The sequence below is a fragment of the Hymenobacter terricola genome (assembly GCF_017921975.2).
GTDB classification, from domain to species: domain Bacteria; phylum Bacteroidota; class Bacteroidia; order Cytophagales; family Hymenobacteraceae; genus Hymenobacter; species Hymenobacter terricola.
The window spans coordinates 1-17,912 of record NZ_JAGEMO020000028.1; the positions used below are offsets into that span (position 1 = coordinate 1).

Sequence of the window (17,912 nt, forward strand, 5' to 3'; positions counted from 1 at the left end):
CTGGGGCCGCATGAGCTACATCGACTACAAGCGCAAAACTGAGTTCGGCCAGGCTGAATACACGGCCATCGACGATTATTGCCGCGCCCTGGGCATCGATTGGTTTGCCTCGTGCTGGGACGAGCCGTCGGTTGATTTCATGGAGCAATTTGCGCCCGTGCTGTACAAGATGGCCTCCGCCTCCCTCACCGACAAGCCGCTGCTGGACCGCGTGCGCGCCACCGGCCGCCCGCTCATGCTGAGCACCGGCATGAGCACGCTGGACGAAATCACGCAGGCCGTGAAATGGGTTGGGCTGGATAAGCTGATGGTGGCGCACTCCACCTCCTCCTACCCCTGCCCGCCCGCCGAGTTGAACCTGCGCATGGTGCCCGCCCTGCAAGCCATGTTCCCGAACACGCCCATCGGCTACTCGGGCCACGAAACCGGGCTGGCCACCACCGTGGCCGCCGTCACGCTGGGCGCCTGCTTCGTGGAGCGCCACTTCACCCTGGACCGCGCCATGTGGGGCTCCGACCACGCCGCCTCCGTAGAGCCCGGCGGCATGGCCAAGCTCGTGCGCGACATCCGCGACGTGGAAGAAGCCCTCGGCGATGGCGTGAAAGTGGTGTACGACTCCGAGCTGGAGCCCCGCCGCCGCCTGCGCCGCGAGCTGACGCCGAACAACGGCTAAGGCGTTCGGGTTGGAACTCTTGAACAGACTCAGAACGTCATGCTGAGCGAAGTCGAAGCATCTCTACCGCAGCAGTAAATCAATTACTTGCGTGGTAGAGATGCTTCGACTTCGCTCAGCATGACGTTCTGTTAACATCAACTTCTGCCAAAGCCATGCAACACGTCGAAATCATCACCACGGCCATTCTGCTGAGTTGGGTAGCCGTGGTCATCACGCTGGAGCGGTTTTTTCCGTACCGCAAGGGGCTGCCGTTTTTTCGGGAGGGCTTCTGGACGGATTTGGTGCTGTATACTTTCGTGCAGAGCTACGCGCTGAAAATCATCATTTTCGACTACATCATTCTGCCGCTCGACCACCATTTCGGGTTCTCGAAGCTGCATTTTGTGACGGGCTGGCCAGTGTGGGTGCAGGTGCTGTTTTTCGTGGTTACGCACGACTTTTACATCTACTGGTTTCACCGGTTTCAGCACAACAGCCCGCTGTTCTGGCGCACGCACGAGGCGCACCACTCGGGCAAGCAGGTGGACTGGCTGGCGGGCTCCCGCTCGCACGCGCTGGAAATCATCATCAACCAAACCATTGAGTTTGCGCCCATCGTCCTGCTCGGGGCCGACCCCATGGTGGTGCCCATCAAGGCTTGTATTGATGCCGTGTGGGGCATCTGGATTCACTGTAACATCGACGTAAAATCGGGCTGGCTGCAATACATTATCAACGGTCCCGAGATGCACCTCTGGCACCACGCCGACCACGAGGAGGTGTTCTACGCCAACTTTTCGACCAAATTTGCCTTCTGGGACTGGATATTTGGCACCGCCTACCGGCCCGACCACAAGCCGCTGAAATGGGGCCTGCCCTACGCTTTCCCGAAGGATTATTTCAGCCAGCACGTCTTTTCCGTGGCGCGCTTCGACGAAGAAGACCTGGCCCGGCGGTCGTCGCTGTTTCGGGCTTACCACGGCGTACGTTTCCGCTTGCTCACGAGGCTGGCCAAGCGGGTGCCGGCGTTGCGCCCGCTGCAGGGCTGGCCCGTGCCCGAACCATACGCCGACACCATTCCGGCCCAGCGTCCAGGTGGTAATTTTGTGGTGACACCCGCGCCATCTGACGCGCCGGAAACCTCCCTTACGCCCACCGCTGCTTCGTCCCGTTGATAAATCCCTGGTTTTCCCTGTTTCTGGCCTCTTTCATGGAGGTTTGCTGGACGTATAGCCTCAAGGCCCTCAACATGCAGCGCATCAAGGATGTGGCGTGGCTGCATACCTTCTCGCAACCCACGCTGCTGCTGCCGGTTCTGCCGCTGCTGGCCTACGTAGCATTCGGCCTGGCCAATGTGCTGTTTTTGTCGCAGGCCATGCGCACTATTCCCACCGCCACGGCCTATTCGTCCTGGATGGCGCTGGCCGTGGTCGGCATCAAGCTCGTAGATGTGCTCTACCTCAAGCAGCCGTTTTCGTGGATGAGCGTGTTTTACACCAGCCTGATTATCGTGGGCGTGCTGGGTCTGCGGCGGCTGGAATAACGCATTTCAACCTGCTTTAGCAGCATCGGGAGTTCGCTGTTGGCAGGTCCACAGCAACCTTGCAATGCGCTTTCTTTCGGGTTTCTCTGCGGCGGCTTGCTGCTCCTGCCGCCATTGGGCCGGGCTTTGGCTAGGCTAAGCAGGTAGCCGATTATGGTAGCGCTTTCAGGCAAGTTCATCTTCGGCTGAAGAAAAATTAATCTGCGCCTCAGGCGGCCTTCAGGAGGGGACGGGACCTTTGGGACAAGCAAACGGAACAAACCGCTTGTGCTCCATCCTCTTATTTAATATGAGCAAGTTCCCAAAAACCAGCATTGCCGCTTTAGTGGCCCTGCTCCTGGCCGGCACGGTGGCCCAGGCCCAGCAAACTACCACCCCTACCACCAAGACCAAGGTTAAAACCAAAGCTGCCCGCTCAACCGACGTAGCCGCCACCCCGCCTACCGGCGAGCTGCCCGCCCCGCCCGCCGATGGCCCGCGCCCACCCCGCCCCGGCGATGGCCCGGATGGTCCTGGCCGGCGCGGCGACCACCGGGGCGTTAATGGTGGCCCCGGTCGCCCGGATGGGCCACGCAAAGGCCGGGGCCATGTGCAGGCCCTCACCGATTTCAGCGGTACTCTTACTGCCTTCACGGCCGACAACGAGGACAAGCTCTACGACGGCTTCTCGCTGAAAACCAGCACCGGAACCGAAACCGTGCGCTTCCCCCGCCACCTCGCCCAAAGCCTGATGGCCGCCGCCAAAGCCGGCAGCACCGTCACGGTTACCGGCTTCCGCGACAGCCGCCCCGGCGGCACCAGCGCCCTGCATTTGGTGAGCCTCACCGCCGGCGGGCAAACCGTGCACGACCAGCGCCCCGCCCGCCCCACCACCCCACCCACCGAGGAAGCCACCACCGTGCGCGGCACCGTGCGCAGCCTCAGCCAGGACCCGCGGGGCCGTACCAGCGGCGTGGTCGTGAGCGACGGGACCCTGCTGCACCTGCCCCCCGCCGCCGCCGAGCAGCTCGCCGAAAAGCTGAAAGCAGGGGCCACGGTGGCCGCTACCGGTACGCTGCGCACCGTGCATCCCGGCGAAGTGGCCGCCCAGCCCGTCCGCTCCCTGCGCGTCGAAACCATCACCCTCGACGGCGTGCAGTTTCTGGTGCACTAGGTTTAGTTAAAAGTGAAGAGGTAAAAATGCAGGTTCCTTTTAACTCCTCACTTTTACCTTTTAACCCTTTTAACTGCCCAATATCCGCCGGCTCCCGACCTTGTGGTGGGGAGCCGGCCTTTTGCGTGGGGGTTCCGTTTACTCATTTTCAACTTCCCCTTTTCAGATGCGCATTCTGGTAATCGAAGATGAAGCGCGACTGGCCGGGTTTGTGCGGCAGGGCCTGGCGCAGGCCGGCCACGTCGCCGACGTAGCCGACAACGGCGCCACCGGTCTCGAAATGGCCGCTACCATGTCCTACGACGCCATTCTGCTCGATTTGATGCTGCCCGGCCAGAACGGGTTCGACGTGTTGCGCAACCTGCGCGAGTTCGGCCTGCACACGCCGGTCATCATCGTGAGCGCGCTTAGCGGCACCGAGCACGTCATTCGGGGACTTGATGCCGGAGCGGTAGACTACCTGCGCAAGCCCTTTGAGTTTGACGAGCTGCTGGCCCGCCTGCGCATTCTGCAGCGCAAAGCCGCCACATCCGCCGGGGTCACCGTGCTGCAGCTGGCCGATTTGGAGCTGGACCTCGTGCAACGCCGCGTGACCCGCGCCGGCCAGCCCCTGAGCCTCACCAACCGCGAATTTGCGCTCCTGGAGCTGCTTTTGCGCAGTCCCAACCGCGTGGTCACCAAAACCCGCATCGCCGAGAAAGTGTGGGAAGTGGATTTCGACATGGGCTCGAATGTGATTGAGGTGCACCTTTCGCAGCTGCGCCGCAAAGTCGACCGCGCTTTTCCCGACTTGCCGCCGCTGCTCGAAACCGTTATCGGGCACGGCTACCGGCTGCACGACCCCGCTTCCGCCCGATGAAGGCGCTGCGGGGCCTGCGGGGGCAGCTGGCGCTGGTGTTTGCCCTTGTGTTCGGGGCGGTTACGCTGCTGGCCAGCTCCTACCAATACCGGCAGGTGGGCCGGGTGCTGCGCCGCAGCGACGACCAGCGCCTGCGCAACCGGGCCGCCAGCTTGCTCGAACAAATCGAGATTGAGCCCCACCCCATCGTGCCCCTGCCCGGCCGCGGCGAGCAGCTGCGCGTGGTAGTGGAGGAAGGCCCCGGCCAGCCGGCGCGGGAATTATTCCACTCTCCCGGCTTCGACGAAACCGCGGCCCAGGGCGCGGCACCCGGGCTGCGCGTAGCCGAAGTGGAGCGCGAGCAAATCAGCGAAACTGGCCAAACAATGCGCATTCGGCTGTGGCTGGGCCACTCCGAAGCGCCCCTGGCCGCCGATTTGGTGCGGGTGCGGCAGGGGCTGTGGTGGGGCCTGGCGGGCAGCCTGCTGCTGGCCGCCGCGTTGGCCTGGGGCCTGGGCGGGCGGGTGCTGCGGCCGTTGCGACGCATCAGTCAGCAGGCCCGGCGCATAGGCAACGCACCGGGCGATGAGCGCCTGACCGAGCCCGCCACCGGCGACGAAGTGCAGGAGCTGGCCCGCGCCCTCAACCAGATGCTGGACCGCCTGCAAGCCGGTGCCCAGCTCCAGGACAACTTTCTGGCCGCCGCCGCGCACGAGCTGCGCACGCCTCTGGCCGTGGTGCACGCCGGCCTGGCCGTGACGCGCCAGGACCCCGCCCTGCCCGCCCATCTGCGCGGCCCGCTCGGAATTCAGGCCGAAGAAATGCAGCGCCTCAGCCGCTTGGTGGACGATTTCCTGCTCGTGAGCCGGCTGCGCACCGATGCCCTGCCGCTCCAGCTGCGCCCGGTGCCGCTCGCTGAGCTGGCCCTCGGCGTGGCCGACCGGCTGCTGCCCCGCTTCCGGGCGGCGGGCCGGCCCCTGCACCTGGCCGTGGACGAGCAGGTGGCCGATTACACCGTGGCCGGCGATGCCGACAAGCTCACTACCGTGCTGCTGAATCTGCTGGAAAACGCCCTGCGCCACGCCACGCCGGGGGCCGAAGTCAACCTGCGGCTGGGCCGCGAGCCAGCCACCGGCTGGCTATTCGCCGAAGTTGCCAACCCGGTGCAGCAGTCGCTGGGTGATTTAACCCGCCTCACCACCGCCTATTACCAGGCCGATGTGCTAAGCGAAGGCGCGGGCCTCGGCCTCTGGCTCAGCAACCGCATTGCCGAGCTCCACGGCACACCCCTGGTGCTCACGGAAATCGAGGGGGTATTTACGGCCCGGCTCCGGCTGCGGCCAGCCACGGCTTAGAACTGCTTGGGATTTTTTGGAAAGAGTTTTAAAGGGAGAAGCGTGTCTTAAGGGGCCGTAGAGTACAGGAAGGTTCGCGTTGCGGTTGGGGAGTTCTTGCGGGGCGATTCACCCATTCCCACCCAACACCCGTGGCCTTACCTGCTGGCTTTCGACCGGTTTTGTTGCTGACCCTTTGGTGGTTGGGCTCTGCCGACGTGGCCCACGCCCAGGTGCTGCGCCGGCCGGTGCCGGATAAGCTCGTCGTCCTCACCTTCGATGATGCGGCCGTGAGCCACGCCACCTACGTGGCCCCGCTGCTGAAGAAATACGGGTTCGGCGGCACGTTTTTCGTGTGCGAGTTCCGCGAACCGCCGTTTGCGGATAAGACGAAGTACATGACCTGGGCCCAGATTCAGGGCCTGCACCAGCAGGGATTTGAGGTAGCCAGCCACACGCTCACCCACCAGCACGTCAACAAGATGAGCCGGGCGCAGCTGGGCGCCGAGTTGGATTCCATTGAAGCGCGCTGCCGGGCCTGGCGCATTCCGCGGCCCACCACCTTCGCCTATCCCGGCTACGATACTGCGCCCCCGGCCACCGCGCTGCTGCCGGAGCGCGGCTACGTTTTCGCCCGCGCCGGCGGCGGCCGCGCCTACGCCCCCGCCCAGGACCACCCCATGCTGCTGCCAAGCTTCAGCATCTCGGGCCCCGATACGGCGAAGGTGTTCAACGCCATCCGGCAGGCGCGCGATGGCCGCATCGTGATACTGACCGTGCACGGCGTGCCCGACGTGGCCCACGACTGGGTGACGACGCCGCCCGCGCTGTTCGAGCAATACCTGCGCTACCTGCACGACCACCAGTATAAGGTCATCGCCCTGCGCGATTTGGCCCGCTACGTGAATGTGCCCGAAGCCCTGCGCACCCTCCGGCCTCGCTACGAAAACCTGAAATAAATCTCCTGTCCCACTTCATCCCCACCCATGAAAACCAACACTTTTTTAGCCGCCTTCAGCGGTTTACTGCTGCTGAGTTTCGGCAGCCACGCCCAAACCAAGATGGCCACCGGCAGCCAGAAGCCCATGCCCGCCGCCGAGTGGATTGACGCCGACACGGGCCACAAAGTGGTGCGCCTGACGCAGCCGGATGGCGACAACGGCAGCTTTTACTTTCACAACAACCCGTTTCTGAAAGGCAAGGGCAGCGAGGGCGACCTGATGGTGATTTACCACTCCGACGCCCAGGGCCACCAGCTGCGCCTGGTGAACCTGAAAACCCGCCGCACGGAGCCGTTGACGCGCTACTTCAAGCAGGTGAAGGGCGAGATTGTGGGCCGCAAGCGCCGCGAAGTATTTTACCAGGTGCAGGATACGGTGTTCGCTACCCAGGTCGATACCAAAAAGACGCGGCGCGTGTTCGTGTTCCCAGCTGATTTTAAGGCCGACATTACTTCGCTGAATGCCGACGAAACCCAGCTCGGCGGGGCCTGGGGCAGCGACGCGGAAAAGGAGATTTACCGCCAGTACCCGGCCAAGAGCGACTTTTTTACCCGCATCTACGAGGCCAAGCTGCCGCGCACGCTCTTCGTGGTGAGCACCGATGGCAAGGGCCAGCTCAGCAAGTTGTTCACGGATAATGCCTGGCTTAACCACGTCCAGTTTTCGCCCACCGACCCCGATTTGCTGATGTTTTGCCACGAGGGGCCCTGGGGCAGGGTGGACCGCATCTGGCACATCAACACCAAAACCAAGGCGGTGCAGCTGGTGCACAAGCGCACGGTGGACGGCGAAATCGCGGGCCACGAGTTTTTCAGCCCCGATGGCAAAACCATTTGGTTCGATATGCAGAAGCCCCGCAGCGTGACCTTCTACCTGGGCGGCACCGACGTGAAAACCGGCCAGGAACGCGCCTACCAGATGGAGCGCAACGACTGGTCCATTCACTTCAACGTCTCGCCCGACCAAAAGCTCTTTGCCGGCGATGGCGGCGACGCCGGCCAGGTAGCCAAAGCCCCGGATGGCATGTGGATTAACCTCTTTCGGCCCGAAGGCGATAAATTCCGCACCGAGCGCCTGGTAAACATGAAAACCCACGGCTACAAGCTGGAGCCCAACGTCCACTTCTCACCCGACGGGAAATGGATAGTATTCCGGGCCAATTTTGAAGGCCAGGAGCAGGTGTATGCGGTGGAAATCGCGAAAGCGGCGTCGTGAAACATCATGCAGAGCGCAGCGAAGCATCTCGCGTGCGGTAGTAACTCAATCGTGAAAACGTCCCTGATTAGTAATAGCACGCGAGATGCTTCGCTGCGCTCTGCATGACGTTCCAGTTTCCCACCCCATGCTGCCAATAGCCACCACCCTGAAATCCCTCTTCTGCGCCGCGCTGCTGCTCACGCTGCCCGCCGCCGCGCAGAAGCTGCCCAAGAAAAAAGCCGTGCTCAAAAGCATGACGCTGACCAACGACTACTTCTTGCGGAAGTGGCCCGACCCCGGCAAGGAAATCGTGACCAACATTGCCCGCCCCAGCCACATCTGGACGCGCGGCGTGTACTACGAAGGCCTGATGGCCCTCTACCGGACCGACAAGCAGCCGCGCTACTACGACTACGCCGTGGACTGGGGCACCAAGCACCAGTGGGGCATCCGCAAGGGCATTACGGACCGCAATGCCGACGACCACTGCGCCGGCCAGACCTACCTCGACCTCTACCAAATCGACCCCAAGCCGGAGCGTCTGCACGACATCAAGGCCAGCATCGACCTGATGGTGCAGAGCCCGAAAATCGACGACTGGAACTGGATTGATGCCCTGCAAATGGCCATGCCGGTGTATGCCAAGCTGGGCGTAATAACCAGGGATACCGCCTACTACGAGAAGATGTACCGCATCTACAACTACTCGAAAACCCAGCATGGCGGCCATGGCCTCTACAACCCACAGGACAAATTGTGGTGGCGCGACAAGGACTTCGTGCCGCCCTACAAGGAGCCCAATGGCGAAGGCTGCTACTGGAGCCGGGGCAACGGCTGGGTGGTGGCCGCCATGGTGCGCGTGCTGGATGTGATGCCCAAAGACGCGCCGCACCGCGCCGAATACGAACAAATGTACCTGGCCATGATGCAGGCCCTGCCGCCCCTGCAACGCCCCGACGGCTTCTGGAACGTGAGCCTGCACGACGCCACGCATTTCGGCGGCAAGGAGATGAGCGGCACGGCGCTGTTCGTGTATGGCATGGCCTGGGGGCTGAATAATGGGATGCTTGACCGCGCCAAATACGAGCCCATTATCGCCAAAGCCTGGAAGGGCATGGTGACAGATTGCATCCACAAAGACGGTTTTCTGGGCTACGTGCAGGGCACCGGCAAGGAGCCCAAGGACAGCCAGCCAGTGAATTATACCCACCAACCCGACTTTGAAGACTACGGCCTGGGCTGCTTTCTGCTGGCGGGCAGCGAGGTGTATAAGCTGAAGTAGTCCGTCATGCAGAGCGCAGCGAAGCATCCTGCGTGCCGAAGTAAACCAATCGATTGAGTCACTATTGCACGCGAGATGCTTCGCTACGCTCTGCATGACGTTCTTTTTTCTATGAAACGCCCCCTCGCCCTCCTCCTCCTCGCCTCCCTCACGGCCCAGGCGCAAGCCCCCAAATGGCCCGCCATCACCCAGCAAACCAAGCCCTGGACGCGCTGGTGGTGGGAAGGCAGCGCCGTGAACAAAGCCGACCTCACCACCGTGATGACCGAGTACCAGAAAGCCGGCCTCGGCGGCATGGAAATCACGACCATCTACGGCGTGAAGGGCGCGGAAAGCCAGTTCATCGACTTCCTCTCGCCCAAGTGGATGGACATGCTCTCGCACACCCTCGCCGAAGGGCAGCGCCTCGGGCTGGGCATCGATATGGCGCAGGCCTCGGGGTGGCCCTTCGGGGGGCCGTGGGTAGCGCCGGTGGATGCGTCGAAGTACGTGACCTACAAAACCTTCGCGGTGAAGGGCGGCGCAACGCTGGCCGAGCCGGTCAGCTTCATGCAGAAGCCCATTGCCACGGCCATCAACCACAAGGTCGATATCAAGGAGTTGAGCGACCCGGTGGCCACCAACCAGAACATGCAAACGCTGGCCCTGGAGCAGGTACGCTTCGAAAAGCCGCTGCCGCTCCAGACGTTGATGGCGTATTCCGACAAAGGCCAAACGCTGGATTTGACCAGCAAAGTGGGGGCCGATGGCAAGCTAGCTTGGACGGCCCCGGCCGGCTCCTGGACGCTCTACGCGCTGTTCCAGGGCGGGCACGGCAAGCAGGTGGAGCGTGCCGGCCCCGGCGGCGAGGGCGACGTCATCGACCACTTCTCCAAAACGGCCACCGACCACTACCTGGCCTATTTCGACAAGGCCTTCGCGGGCCACGACGTAAAGCCCATCCGGGCCTTCTTCAACGATTCGTACGAAGTGGACGATGCCCAGGGCGAGGCCAACTGGACCCCGCAGATGTTTGCCGAATTCCAGCAGCGGCGCGGCTATGATTTGCGCCAGCACCTGCCGGCCCTGTTCAACAAAGCCAGCGAGGACGAGAACCAGCGCGTGCTCACCGACTACCGCCAGACGATTTCGGAGCTGCTGCTCGAAAACTACACCAAAACCTGGGGCACCTGGGCCCACGGCCACGATGCCCTGATTCGCAACCAGGCCCACGGCTCGCCGGCTAATATCCTGGATTTGTACGCCGCCACCGACATTCCCGAAACGGAAGGCGAAGACCTCACCCGCATCAAATTTGCCTCCTCCGCCGCGCACGTCTCGGGCAAGCCGCTGACGTCGGCCGAGACGGCGACCTGGGAGAATGACCATTTTCTGTCCAAGCTGAGCGATGTGAAAAAGGCCATCGACCGCATGCTGCTGGGCGGCGTAAACCACGTTTTTTACCACGGCACCGCCTATTCGCCGCCCTCGGCCAAGTGGCCCGGCTGGCTGTTCTACGCGGCGGTGGAGTTCAACCCGCAAAACCCGTTCTGGACCGATTTCGGCAAGCTGAACCAGTACGTGGCCCGCGCCCAGTCGTTTATGCAGGCCGGCCAGCCCAGCACCGACGTGCTGCTCTACCTGCCGATTTCGGACGCCTACACCCGGCCCGGCAAGGTGCTGCTCCAGCATTTCGACGGCATCGAGCACGGCTTCAAAGGCCTGCCCATTGAGGCCACCAGCGAGCTGCTGCTCACCAAGGGCTACGGCTACGATTTCATTTCCGACAAGCAGGTGCAGGCCATCAAAAACACGGGCGGCACCCTCACCACCAGCGGCGGCGCCAGCTACCAGACCCTGCTCGTGCCCGATGCCCACCTCATGCCCCTGCCCACGCTCGAAAGCCTGCTGAAGCTGGCCCAGGGCGGCGCGACCATCGCCCTCCAGCACGAAGCTCCCGCCGACGTGCCCGGCCTCGGCACCCTCGATACCCGCCGCACCGAATTTAAGAAGCTGCTGGCCCAATTGAAATTTATCGCCACCAAAACAACTGGGGTGCAGCAGGCTACCCTCGGCAAAGGCCGGATTTTGCTGGGCAACGACGTGCCCACGCTGCTGGCCCAGGCCGGTGTGCGCCGCGAAACCCTGGCCGACCAGGGCCTGCAATTCATGCGCCGCAGCCACAACAAAGGCCATTACTACTTCCTGGCCAACTGGGGCGAAAAGCCCTACACCGGCTACATTACTTTGCAAACGCCCGCCAAAGCCGCCGCCCTCTACAACCCCATGACCGAGCAAACCGGCCTGGCCAAAATCCGCGTCACGGCTAAAGGTCTGCCCGAAGTGTACGTGCAGCTGGCGCCCGGCGAAACCTGCATCCTCGACACCAACGAGGGCCCGCTCACCGGCCCCGCCTACCCGTACCTGACGGTGGCCGCCGCGCCCCAGCCGCTTGCCGGCACCTGGGATTTGAGCTTCCTCTCCGGCGGTCCGGAGTTGCCCGCCAGGCTCCAAGCCAAAGAGCTGACGTCCTGGACCACGCTGGCCGGCGAGGCAGGCAAAAAGTTCTCCGGCACCGCCGCCTACACCACCACTTTCCCCATGCCGCAGGGTAGCGGCGACGGCTTCCTGCTCGACCTCGGCCGGGTGGCCCAAAGCGCCCGCGTGCAGGTGAACGGCCAGCCCGCCACTACCCTACTCGGCCCGGTCTACCAGGTTTTCTTGCCCAAATCCCAGCTCAAAGCCAGCAACATCCTCACCGTGACGGTGAGCAACCTGATGGCCAACCGCATTGCCGACATGGACCGCAACCACGTCGACTGGAAGATTTTCTACAACACCAACATGCCCGCCAAGCTCCGGGAAAACCGCGGCCCCGACGGCCTCTTCACCGCCGAAAAATGGGAGCCAAAAGAGTCCGGCTTGCTCGGTCCCGTCACCCTCACGCCGGCCTCCGTGGGCGCGCCGGTTCAATAGATTTTAGCTGTTCGTTGTCAGTTGTCGGTTGTTAGGAAGCGCTGGTGCTAACAACCAAAACAAGCAACTGACAACGAGCAACTGCCAACTAAAACAGCCATGGAAGAAATAGCTTTCACGATGCAGCTCCGGCCCGGTGTGGCTGCCGAGTACCAGCGCCGCCACGACGAAATCTGGCCCGAGCTCACGGCCCTATTACACGATGCGGGCATCCGGGATTATTCGATTTATCTGGACGCGGCCAGCGGCACCTTATTCGCCGTGCAAAAGCGCCTGCCCGGCCATACCACCGGTAATTTGCCGGCCACGGAAATCATGCAGCGCTGGTGGGCTTACATGGGCGACTTGATGGAAACCAATCCGGATAACTCGCCCGTGGTGAAGCAGTTGGCGCGTGTATTTCATCAGAAGTAATTCCGGTGGAAAAGACGGTCTTTTTATTTGAGCAGGAGGGTGCGGGAAGGTTAGTGTGTACTCAATCCCCAGCTTTGTATGGTAGGTGCAAACAACCTGACTGGCGCGCAGCCGCATGGAGAAAAGATGGGTGGGAGTCCTCTCTCTTCAGCCTCCGCTGCGCGCCACGTCAGCGTTGTGGCACTGCTTTTTTGGCTCTACCCGCCCAGCCAATTGCCTGGTGTGGCTGATGACACAACCTGCGCCACCCAGGCCTGCAAAGAGCCATTGCCGTGGCCCGGCAAACCAGCCCGAACATCAAGTCTTACGGTTTTAGTGAGTTTTAGTGAAACCCCAAGTTGAAGAGGCGGCCTCCACTGGGGCCGCTTCTTTTTTTGGTGCCGCGTCAGGCCCCTACATACCAGCCGCTCCGACAGTACCTTGCCGCCCCGTTGTACCTGCCGCTCACTACCGAGCAGTTGCTCAGCGTCCTTTTCTACCAACCGTATGAAAACAGCTACTCTTCGCTGGGTCGTGGTACTCACTGCTTTTTTGTGGGCCGGCATGGGCCACGCCCAGGGCGTGAAATGGGCCAAAAGGTCTGAAAACTACCCGCTCGCGGGCGTCAGCGTGGGCTACCAGGTGGTGGTAGATGCCGCCGGCAATACCTACATCGCCGGCACGGGCGGAGCCCGCGTGGAGTTCGACGGCCTGGCCCCGGCGGCCCAGCGCGGCACCGGCAGCATGTTTGTGCTGAAGCGCGACCCCACCGGCCAGCCTTTGTGGCTCCTGCGCGGCGGCGGTGCCGGTGCCACGCCCCTGGGCCTGGCACTGGACGGCACCGGGCAGCCGGTAGTGGCGGGCTCCTTCACGGGCACGGCCGCGTTTGGCAGCACCACCCTCACCAGTGCCGGGGGCACCGATGGCTTTGTGGCCCGGCTGTCGGCGGGTGGCGCGTGGCTGGGGGCCGTTCGGGCCGGTGGGCCGGGGGCCGACCAGTTTGCCGGCCTGGCCGTGCAGGCCGACGGTACGGCCTTCGTGACCGGCCGATTTTTGCAAACGGCCACCTTCGCCGGGCTGCCGCCCCTGGCCACGCCCAGCGGCTCCAGTGTCGATACGAATGTGCTGGTGGCCCGCCTCAGCCCCGCCAATGCCTGGCAGTGGGCCGTAGGAGCCGGCCAAAGCAGCCTCGATGCCGGCCAGGGAATTACGGCCGATGCCTCGGGGCGCGTGAGCGTTACCGGTTATTTCAAAGACAGCATCGATTTCGACAACCTGCCCCGGCTGCGCTCCCGCACCCGGGATGTAGACCGATACTTCGGTTCGCAGGACGTATTTGTGGCGCAGCTCGACGCTGCTACCGGAGCCTGGCAGTGGGCCACCCGCGCCGGCGGCCGTAGCCTGGATGCCGGGATGGCCCTGGCCACCGATGCCAGTGGAGCGCTGTACATCAGTGGCTATTTCCGGGAAAGCATTGATTTTGGCGACAGCCTGGCGCTGCCGGTGCTCACGGCGCAGGGAACCGGAACCGATGTGCTACTGGCCCGGCTGAGCCCCACCGGCACGTGGCAATGGGCCACCCAAGCCGGAACGTCGGCCGCCAGCAGCGGCACCAGCGTCGTTTCCAATGTCGAAGACCAGGGCCTGACCGTGGCCGTGGACCCTGCCGGCACGCGGGTGACTACCGGCGGCACGCTGGCCACTGGCGTGAAGTCGTTTGGCCCCGCGCCGGCCCAACTGACACTGGCTGACCCTAACACGCAGGGCTTTGTAGCGCAGGCGGCGGGTGCTACCGGCACCTGGCTCAATGCGATAATACTGTTGAGCGAAGGCAGCATTCCCCAGATAACGCATGGCGTAGCCCTGGGACCGGGAGGGACCATAATGACAACCGGGCAGTATGTCAATACAATAAACCTGGGCCCGGCGCGGCGAACGTCGGCTTTTTACCGATTGCCTCGCTATAACGATGGACTCCCCTACGACCAGAATAACCTGTTCGCGGCCCAGCTTAATCCCGATGCGGGAACCTGGGCCCAGCCCCTGCTGGCCGATAACGGCATCAACATAGAAGTGAATGCCACTGCTCACGATGCGGCCGGCAATACCTACGTAACGGGGCAGTTTAATGGCAATATGGTATTGGATACTCCAACTCCCACGCGCCTCACTGGCACGGGCCGTTTCGATGCCTTTGTGGGCAAACTCGACCCGGCTGGCCAATGGCTCTGGGTAATAGGGACTACTAACGGCAATGGCCACTGGGGCGATAGCGGCACGGGCATTGCCGTGGATGCGGCGGGCCGCGTCACGGTCACGGGCTACTTTCAGAACAGTCGCATTGGCTTCGGCAGCTTATCAGCGGCAGGTTCGCTGAGCATCGCCACCGGCCTTGTCAACGTCGTTAATTTGCCCGGCAACGATGTTTTCGTGGCGCAGTTCGATGCCGCTACTGGCACTCCGCGCTGGCTGACCAGCCTGGTGGGCAACGACGACATCCAGGCCTTTGGCCTCAGCCGCGACCCGGCCACCGACGACCTGACCCTTGCCGGCACCTTCGCGGGCACGGCCACCGTCAGCAGCGGGGGCACCATCTCGGCCACCGCCACCGGCCAGTACGACGGCTTTGCGGCCCGCATCAGCGCGGCCGGGCAGTGGCAATGGCTGCGCCAGGGCGGCGGCACCGGCATTGGCAACGGCACAGCCTACAACCGGTTGGTTTTTAACTCGGTGAGCCAGGATGCCAGCGGTGCTTACACCATCGGCGGGCTGGTGCAGGGTGACGCGCAACTCGGCGGATTGGCCCTGCCGGGCAGCAACATGGTATTTCGCTACTTTCCTTTCATAGCCCATCTGAATGCGGCCGGTACTACGTGGGAATGGCAGCACACGGATAATGCCTATTACGATTACATAGATGGCTTCCCACCCGTGGCAGCCGCAGATGCGGCCGGCAATGTGTACTGGCCTGCGCCCTACAATAGTTCCGGTTATCCGTTGCTGCGGCAGTACAGCCCCACGGGCACCCTGTTGCGCTCCGTGGCGGTGCCCAATGCCACGGTTCCGGCCGGCCTCATCGCCCCCGACGAGATGGGCGGCATTGTGGTAGCCGGTACCTACACCGGCCCGGCCACTTTCGGCAGCACCACGCTGGCGGGCAGCGGCCGTTTCGTGGCCCGGCTGGATGCCACTGGGGCCTGGACCTGGGCCGGGAACGTGAGTGGCGCATTGCTGGGCAACCTGGCGGTGGTTGATGCCGGGGGCACCATGACCATGGGCGGTAGCTACGAATCGCCCGTAAATACTCCCGTCGCCACCCCCTTCGTGGTGGCGCGCCTGCTGCCGCCGCCCGGCATCAGCAGTTTCACGCCGGGCAGCGGCAACTCGGGCACCAGCGTCACGCTCACCGGCATGGGCTTTACCGACGCGGCCACGGTGGCATTCAACGGCACCAACGCGCCGGGCTTCGTGGTGAGCAACGGCGGCACCACCATTGTCGTGACGGTACCGTTCGGGGCCACCACCGGGCCCATTACCGTGACTTCGGTGGGAGGCGTGGGCACGTCGGCCACGCCATTTGTTATCCTCGTGGGCGATTTGGTGGTAAGCACCCCCCAAAACGTGCAGGGCACCTACAACAACGTCCTCGTGACTGGCCCGGCCACCGGCGGCGCGGGCGTGGGCACCCTCACCGGCAGCCTGACGGTGCTCAATAGCCTGACCATTCAGGACGGCGGCATGCTGCTCACCGAGTGCCAGCCACTCACCGGCACGGGCAGCTTTGCGCTGGAAGCTGGCGGCACCCTGGGCATTTGCGACGTGGCCGGTATCAGCCCCAGCGGCCCCACGGGAGCCGTGCAGGTAACCGGAACCCGCACGTATTCCGATGATGCCAGCTACCGCTACACCGCCGCCGATGCTCAAGTGACCGGGCAGGGCCTGCCAACCACGGTGCGCGAGCTACAGGTTAACCTGCGCCGCATTATCAACAACCTGCCGCCTTCGCTAACCCTGAACCAGGACGTGAATATCCGGCAGGCGCTGCGCTTGCGGGCCTGGTCGTTGGTTCGCGCCGGCCACAGCATCACCCTGTTGTCGGGGGCCGCGGGCACGGCTTTGGTTGAAAACGCCGGCGGCACCATTGCCAGCGGGCCGGGCCTGAGCCGGATGCAGCGCTACATCGACCCCGGGCTGAACCCCGGCGTGGGCTACCGGCACTACTATTCGCCGGTGCCGGACATGCTGCTTTCGGCATTTGCCGCGCCGGGCTTCACGCCGGAATTCAATACCGCCTTCAACTCCAGCGCAACGCCGGGCAGCACTACTCCCTTCCCCACGGTATTCACCTACGACCAGGCTCGGCTGACTACCAGCCCGGCCACCAGCTTTCTCCTCGATTTTGACAAGGGCTGGGCCGTGCCCGCTGCCGGCAGCACGTTTGAGGCGGCCGGGGCCATCACCGCGCACGTACCCGCCACCGCGCTGCTCACCTTTGAGGGTGCGGCCTTTTTCAATGGCAATTTTGCCAGTGCGCTGGCTCGTGGGCCACAGGCCGAGGCCGGCTGGGCGCTGGTCGGCAACCCCTATCCGTCCCCCTTCGACCTAAGCGAGCCGGGCGCGGTGAGCCGGACCAACGTGGACGCGGCCGTGTACCTCTACGAGAGCACCGGGGCCTACTCCGGCACCTACCGCGCCTACGTGAATGGCATGGGTAGTGCCAATGCCGTGGTGCCGGCGGGTCAGGCATTTTTTGTGCGCACCACCACGGCCGGGCCGCCCGCTTCCTTTGGCCTGACCAATTCCGGGCGCGTCACCACCTATGCCGCCCAGCCCACTTTCCGCCGCACCGTCGACCTGCGCCCCCAGGTACGTCTGACCCTGCACTCCACCGGCACCTCTGACGACAACGTATTTCTCTACGCCGAAGCCGGGGCCACGGCTGGCGTCGATGCTGCTTTCGACGCGCACAAGCTGCTCAATCCTGGCGAAGCCTCGGTATTTGCCGTAGCCGCCGGGGGCGAGCCGATGGCCATTCAGGGACTGCCGGCCTTCACGGCGGCTACCGTGGTGCCCCTCACCCTGGACGTGCCGCAAGCGGGACAATTGACGATGGAAGCCTCGTTGAGCAACCTGCCGGCCGGGCTGGCCGTGTACTTGCGCGATGCCCTAACCGGCACTCGCCAGAATCTGAGCATCCAGCCGCGTTATGTGAGCAGCATTGCCCAGGCAGGGCGCGTAGCGGGCCGCTTCCAGTTAGTGTTTGGTCCTGCAACGGCGCCGTTATCAGCCTCGGTTGCCCAGCACACAGCTATCAGCCTGTATCCTAACCCGGCCCATCATTCGGTAGTGCTCACGCTGCCGGCGGCTGCCGTGGCCCGGCCAGTTCAACTTATCGACGCGCTGGGCCGGACCATTCGAACGCTGGCCCTGCCAGCCAATGCCACCGAGGCTACCCTGGACCTGACCGGCTTATCAACCGGCATGTACGTGGTGCGTTGCGGCCTCGCGGCAGAACGGCTGGTAGTCGAGTAAGTTACGAAGTGGCCCGCCCTCGTCAACAT

12 protein-coding genes are annotated in these 17,912 nt (G+C 63.6%); all 12 read left to right on the forward strand.

Annotated features, from left to right (window positions below; genetic code table 11):
- Positions 1-673: N-acetylneuraminate synthase family protein (locus tag J4G38_RS18095; RefSeq protein ID WP_226163539.1), on the forward strand; the 673-nt coding region annotated here is incomplete at its 5' end.
- A 155-nt stretch (positions 674-828) separates the two neighbouring features.
- Complete coding sequence (locus tag J4G38_RS18100) at positions 829-1,830, forward strand: sterol desaturase family protein (RefSeq protein WP_210520347.1); 1,002 nt, start codon at positions 829-831, stop codon at positions 1,828-1,830.
- Positions 1,827-2,198 (forward strand): DMT family transporter, encoded by a 372-nt coding sequence (locus tag J4G38_RS18105; RefSeq protein ID WP_210520344.1) that lies wholly within the window; start codon positions 1,827-1,829, stop codon positions 2,196-2,198. The genes J4G38_RS18100 and J4G38_RS18105 overlap by 4 nt, the downstream gene beginning before the upstream one ends.
- A 289-nt stretch (positions 2,199-2,487) precedes the next feature.
- Positions 2,488-3,351 carry a hypothetical protein gene (locus tag J4G38_RS18110; RefSeq protein ID WP_210520342.1) on the forward strand — a complete coding sequence of 288 codons (864 nt, stop codon included), beginning with the start codon at positions 2,488-2,490 and terminating at the stop codon, positions 3,349-3,351.
- 166 nt (positions 3,352-3,517) lie between these two features.
- Positions 3,518-4,210 carry a response regulator transcription factor gene (locus tag J4G38_RS18115; protein ID WP_210520340.1) on the forward strand — a complete coding sequence of 231 codons (693 nt, stop codon included), beginning with the start codon at positions 3,518-3,520 and terminating at the stop codon, positions 4,208-4,210.
- The gene (locus J4G38_RS18120) at positions 4,207-5,544 is read left to right on the forward strand and encodes a sensor histidine kinase (RefSeq protein ID WP_210520338.1); all 1,338 of its coding nucleotides are present in this window, start codon (positions 4,207-4,209) and stop codon (positions 5,542-5,544) included. Before J4G38_RS18115 ends, J4G38_RS18120 begins: the two co-directional genes overlap by 4 nt.
- A 131-nt stretch (positions 5,545-5,675) precedes the next feature.
- Entirely contained in the window at positions 5,676-6,482 is an 807-nt protein-coding gene (locus J4G38_RS18125) for a polysaccharide deacetylase family protein (RefSeq protein WP_226163540.1), read from the forward strand.
- 27 nt (positions 6,483-6,509) lie between these two features.
- On the forward strand, positions 6,510-7,739 hold the full coding sequence (locus J4G38_RS18130; protein ID WP_210520336.1) for an oligogalacturonate lyase family protein: 1,230 nt from the start codon (positions 6,510-6,512) through the stop codon (positions 7,737-7,739).
- 127 nt (positions 7,740-7,866) lie between these two features.
- On the forward strand, positions 7,867-9,003 hold the full coding sequence (locus tag J4G38_RS18135; RefSeq protein WP_210520334.1) for a glycoside hydrolase family 88/105 protein: 1,137 nt from the start codon (positions 7,867-7,869) through the stop codon (positions 9,001-9,003).
- A 111-nt stretch (positions 9,004-9,114) separates the two neighbouring features.
- The gene (locus tag J4G38_RS18140) at positions 9,115-11,958 is read left to right on the forward strand and encodes a glycosyl hydrolase (RefSeq protein ID WP_210520332.1); all 2,844 of its coding nucleotides are present in this window, start codon (positions 9,115-9,117) and stop codon (positions 11,956-11,958) included.
- Positions 11,959-12,057: 99 nt separating this feature from the next.
- Complete coding sequence (rhaM, locus tag J4G38_RS18145) at positions 12,058-12,372, forward strand: L-rhamnose mutarotase (RefSeq protein WP_210520330.1); 315 nt, start codon at positions 12,058-12,060, stop codon at positions 12,370-12,372.
- A gap of 486 nt (positions 12,373-12,858) precedes the next feature.
- Positions 12,859-17,883 carry a T9SS type A sorting domain-containing protein gene (locus J4G38_RS18150; RefSeq protein WP_210520328.1) on the forward strand — a complete coding sequence of 1,675 codons (5,025 nt, stop codon included), beginning with the start codon at positions 12,859-12,861 and terminating at the stop codon, positions 17,881-17,883.
- Positions 17,884-17,912: the final 29 nt, after the last annotated feature.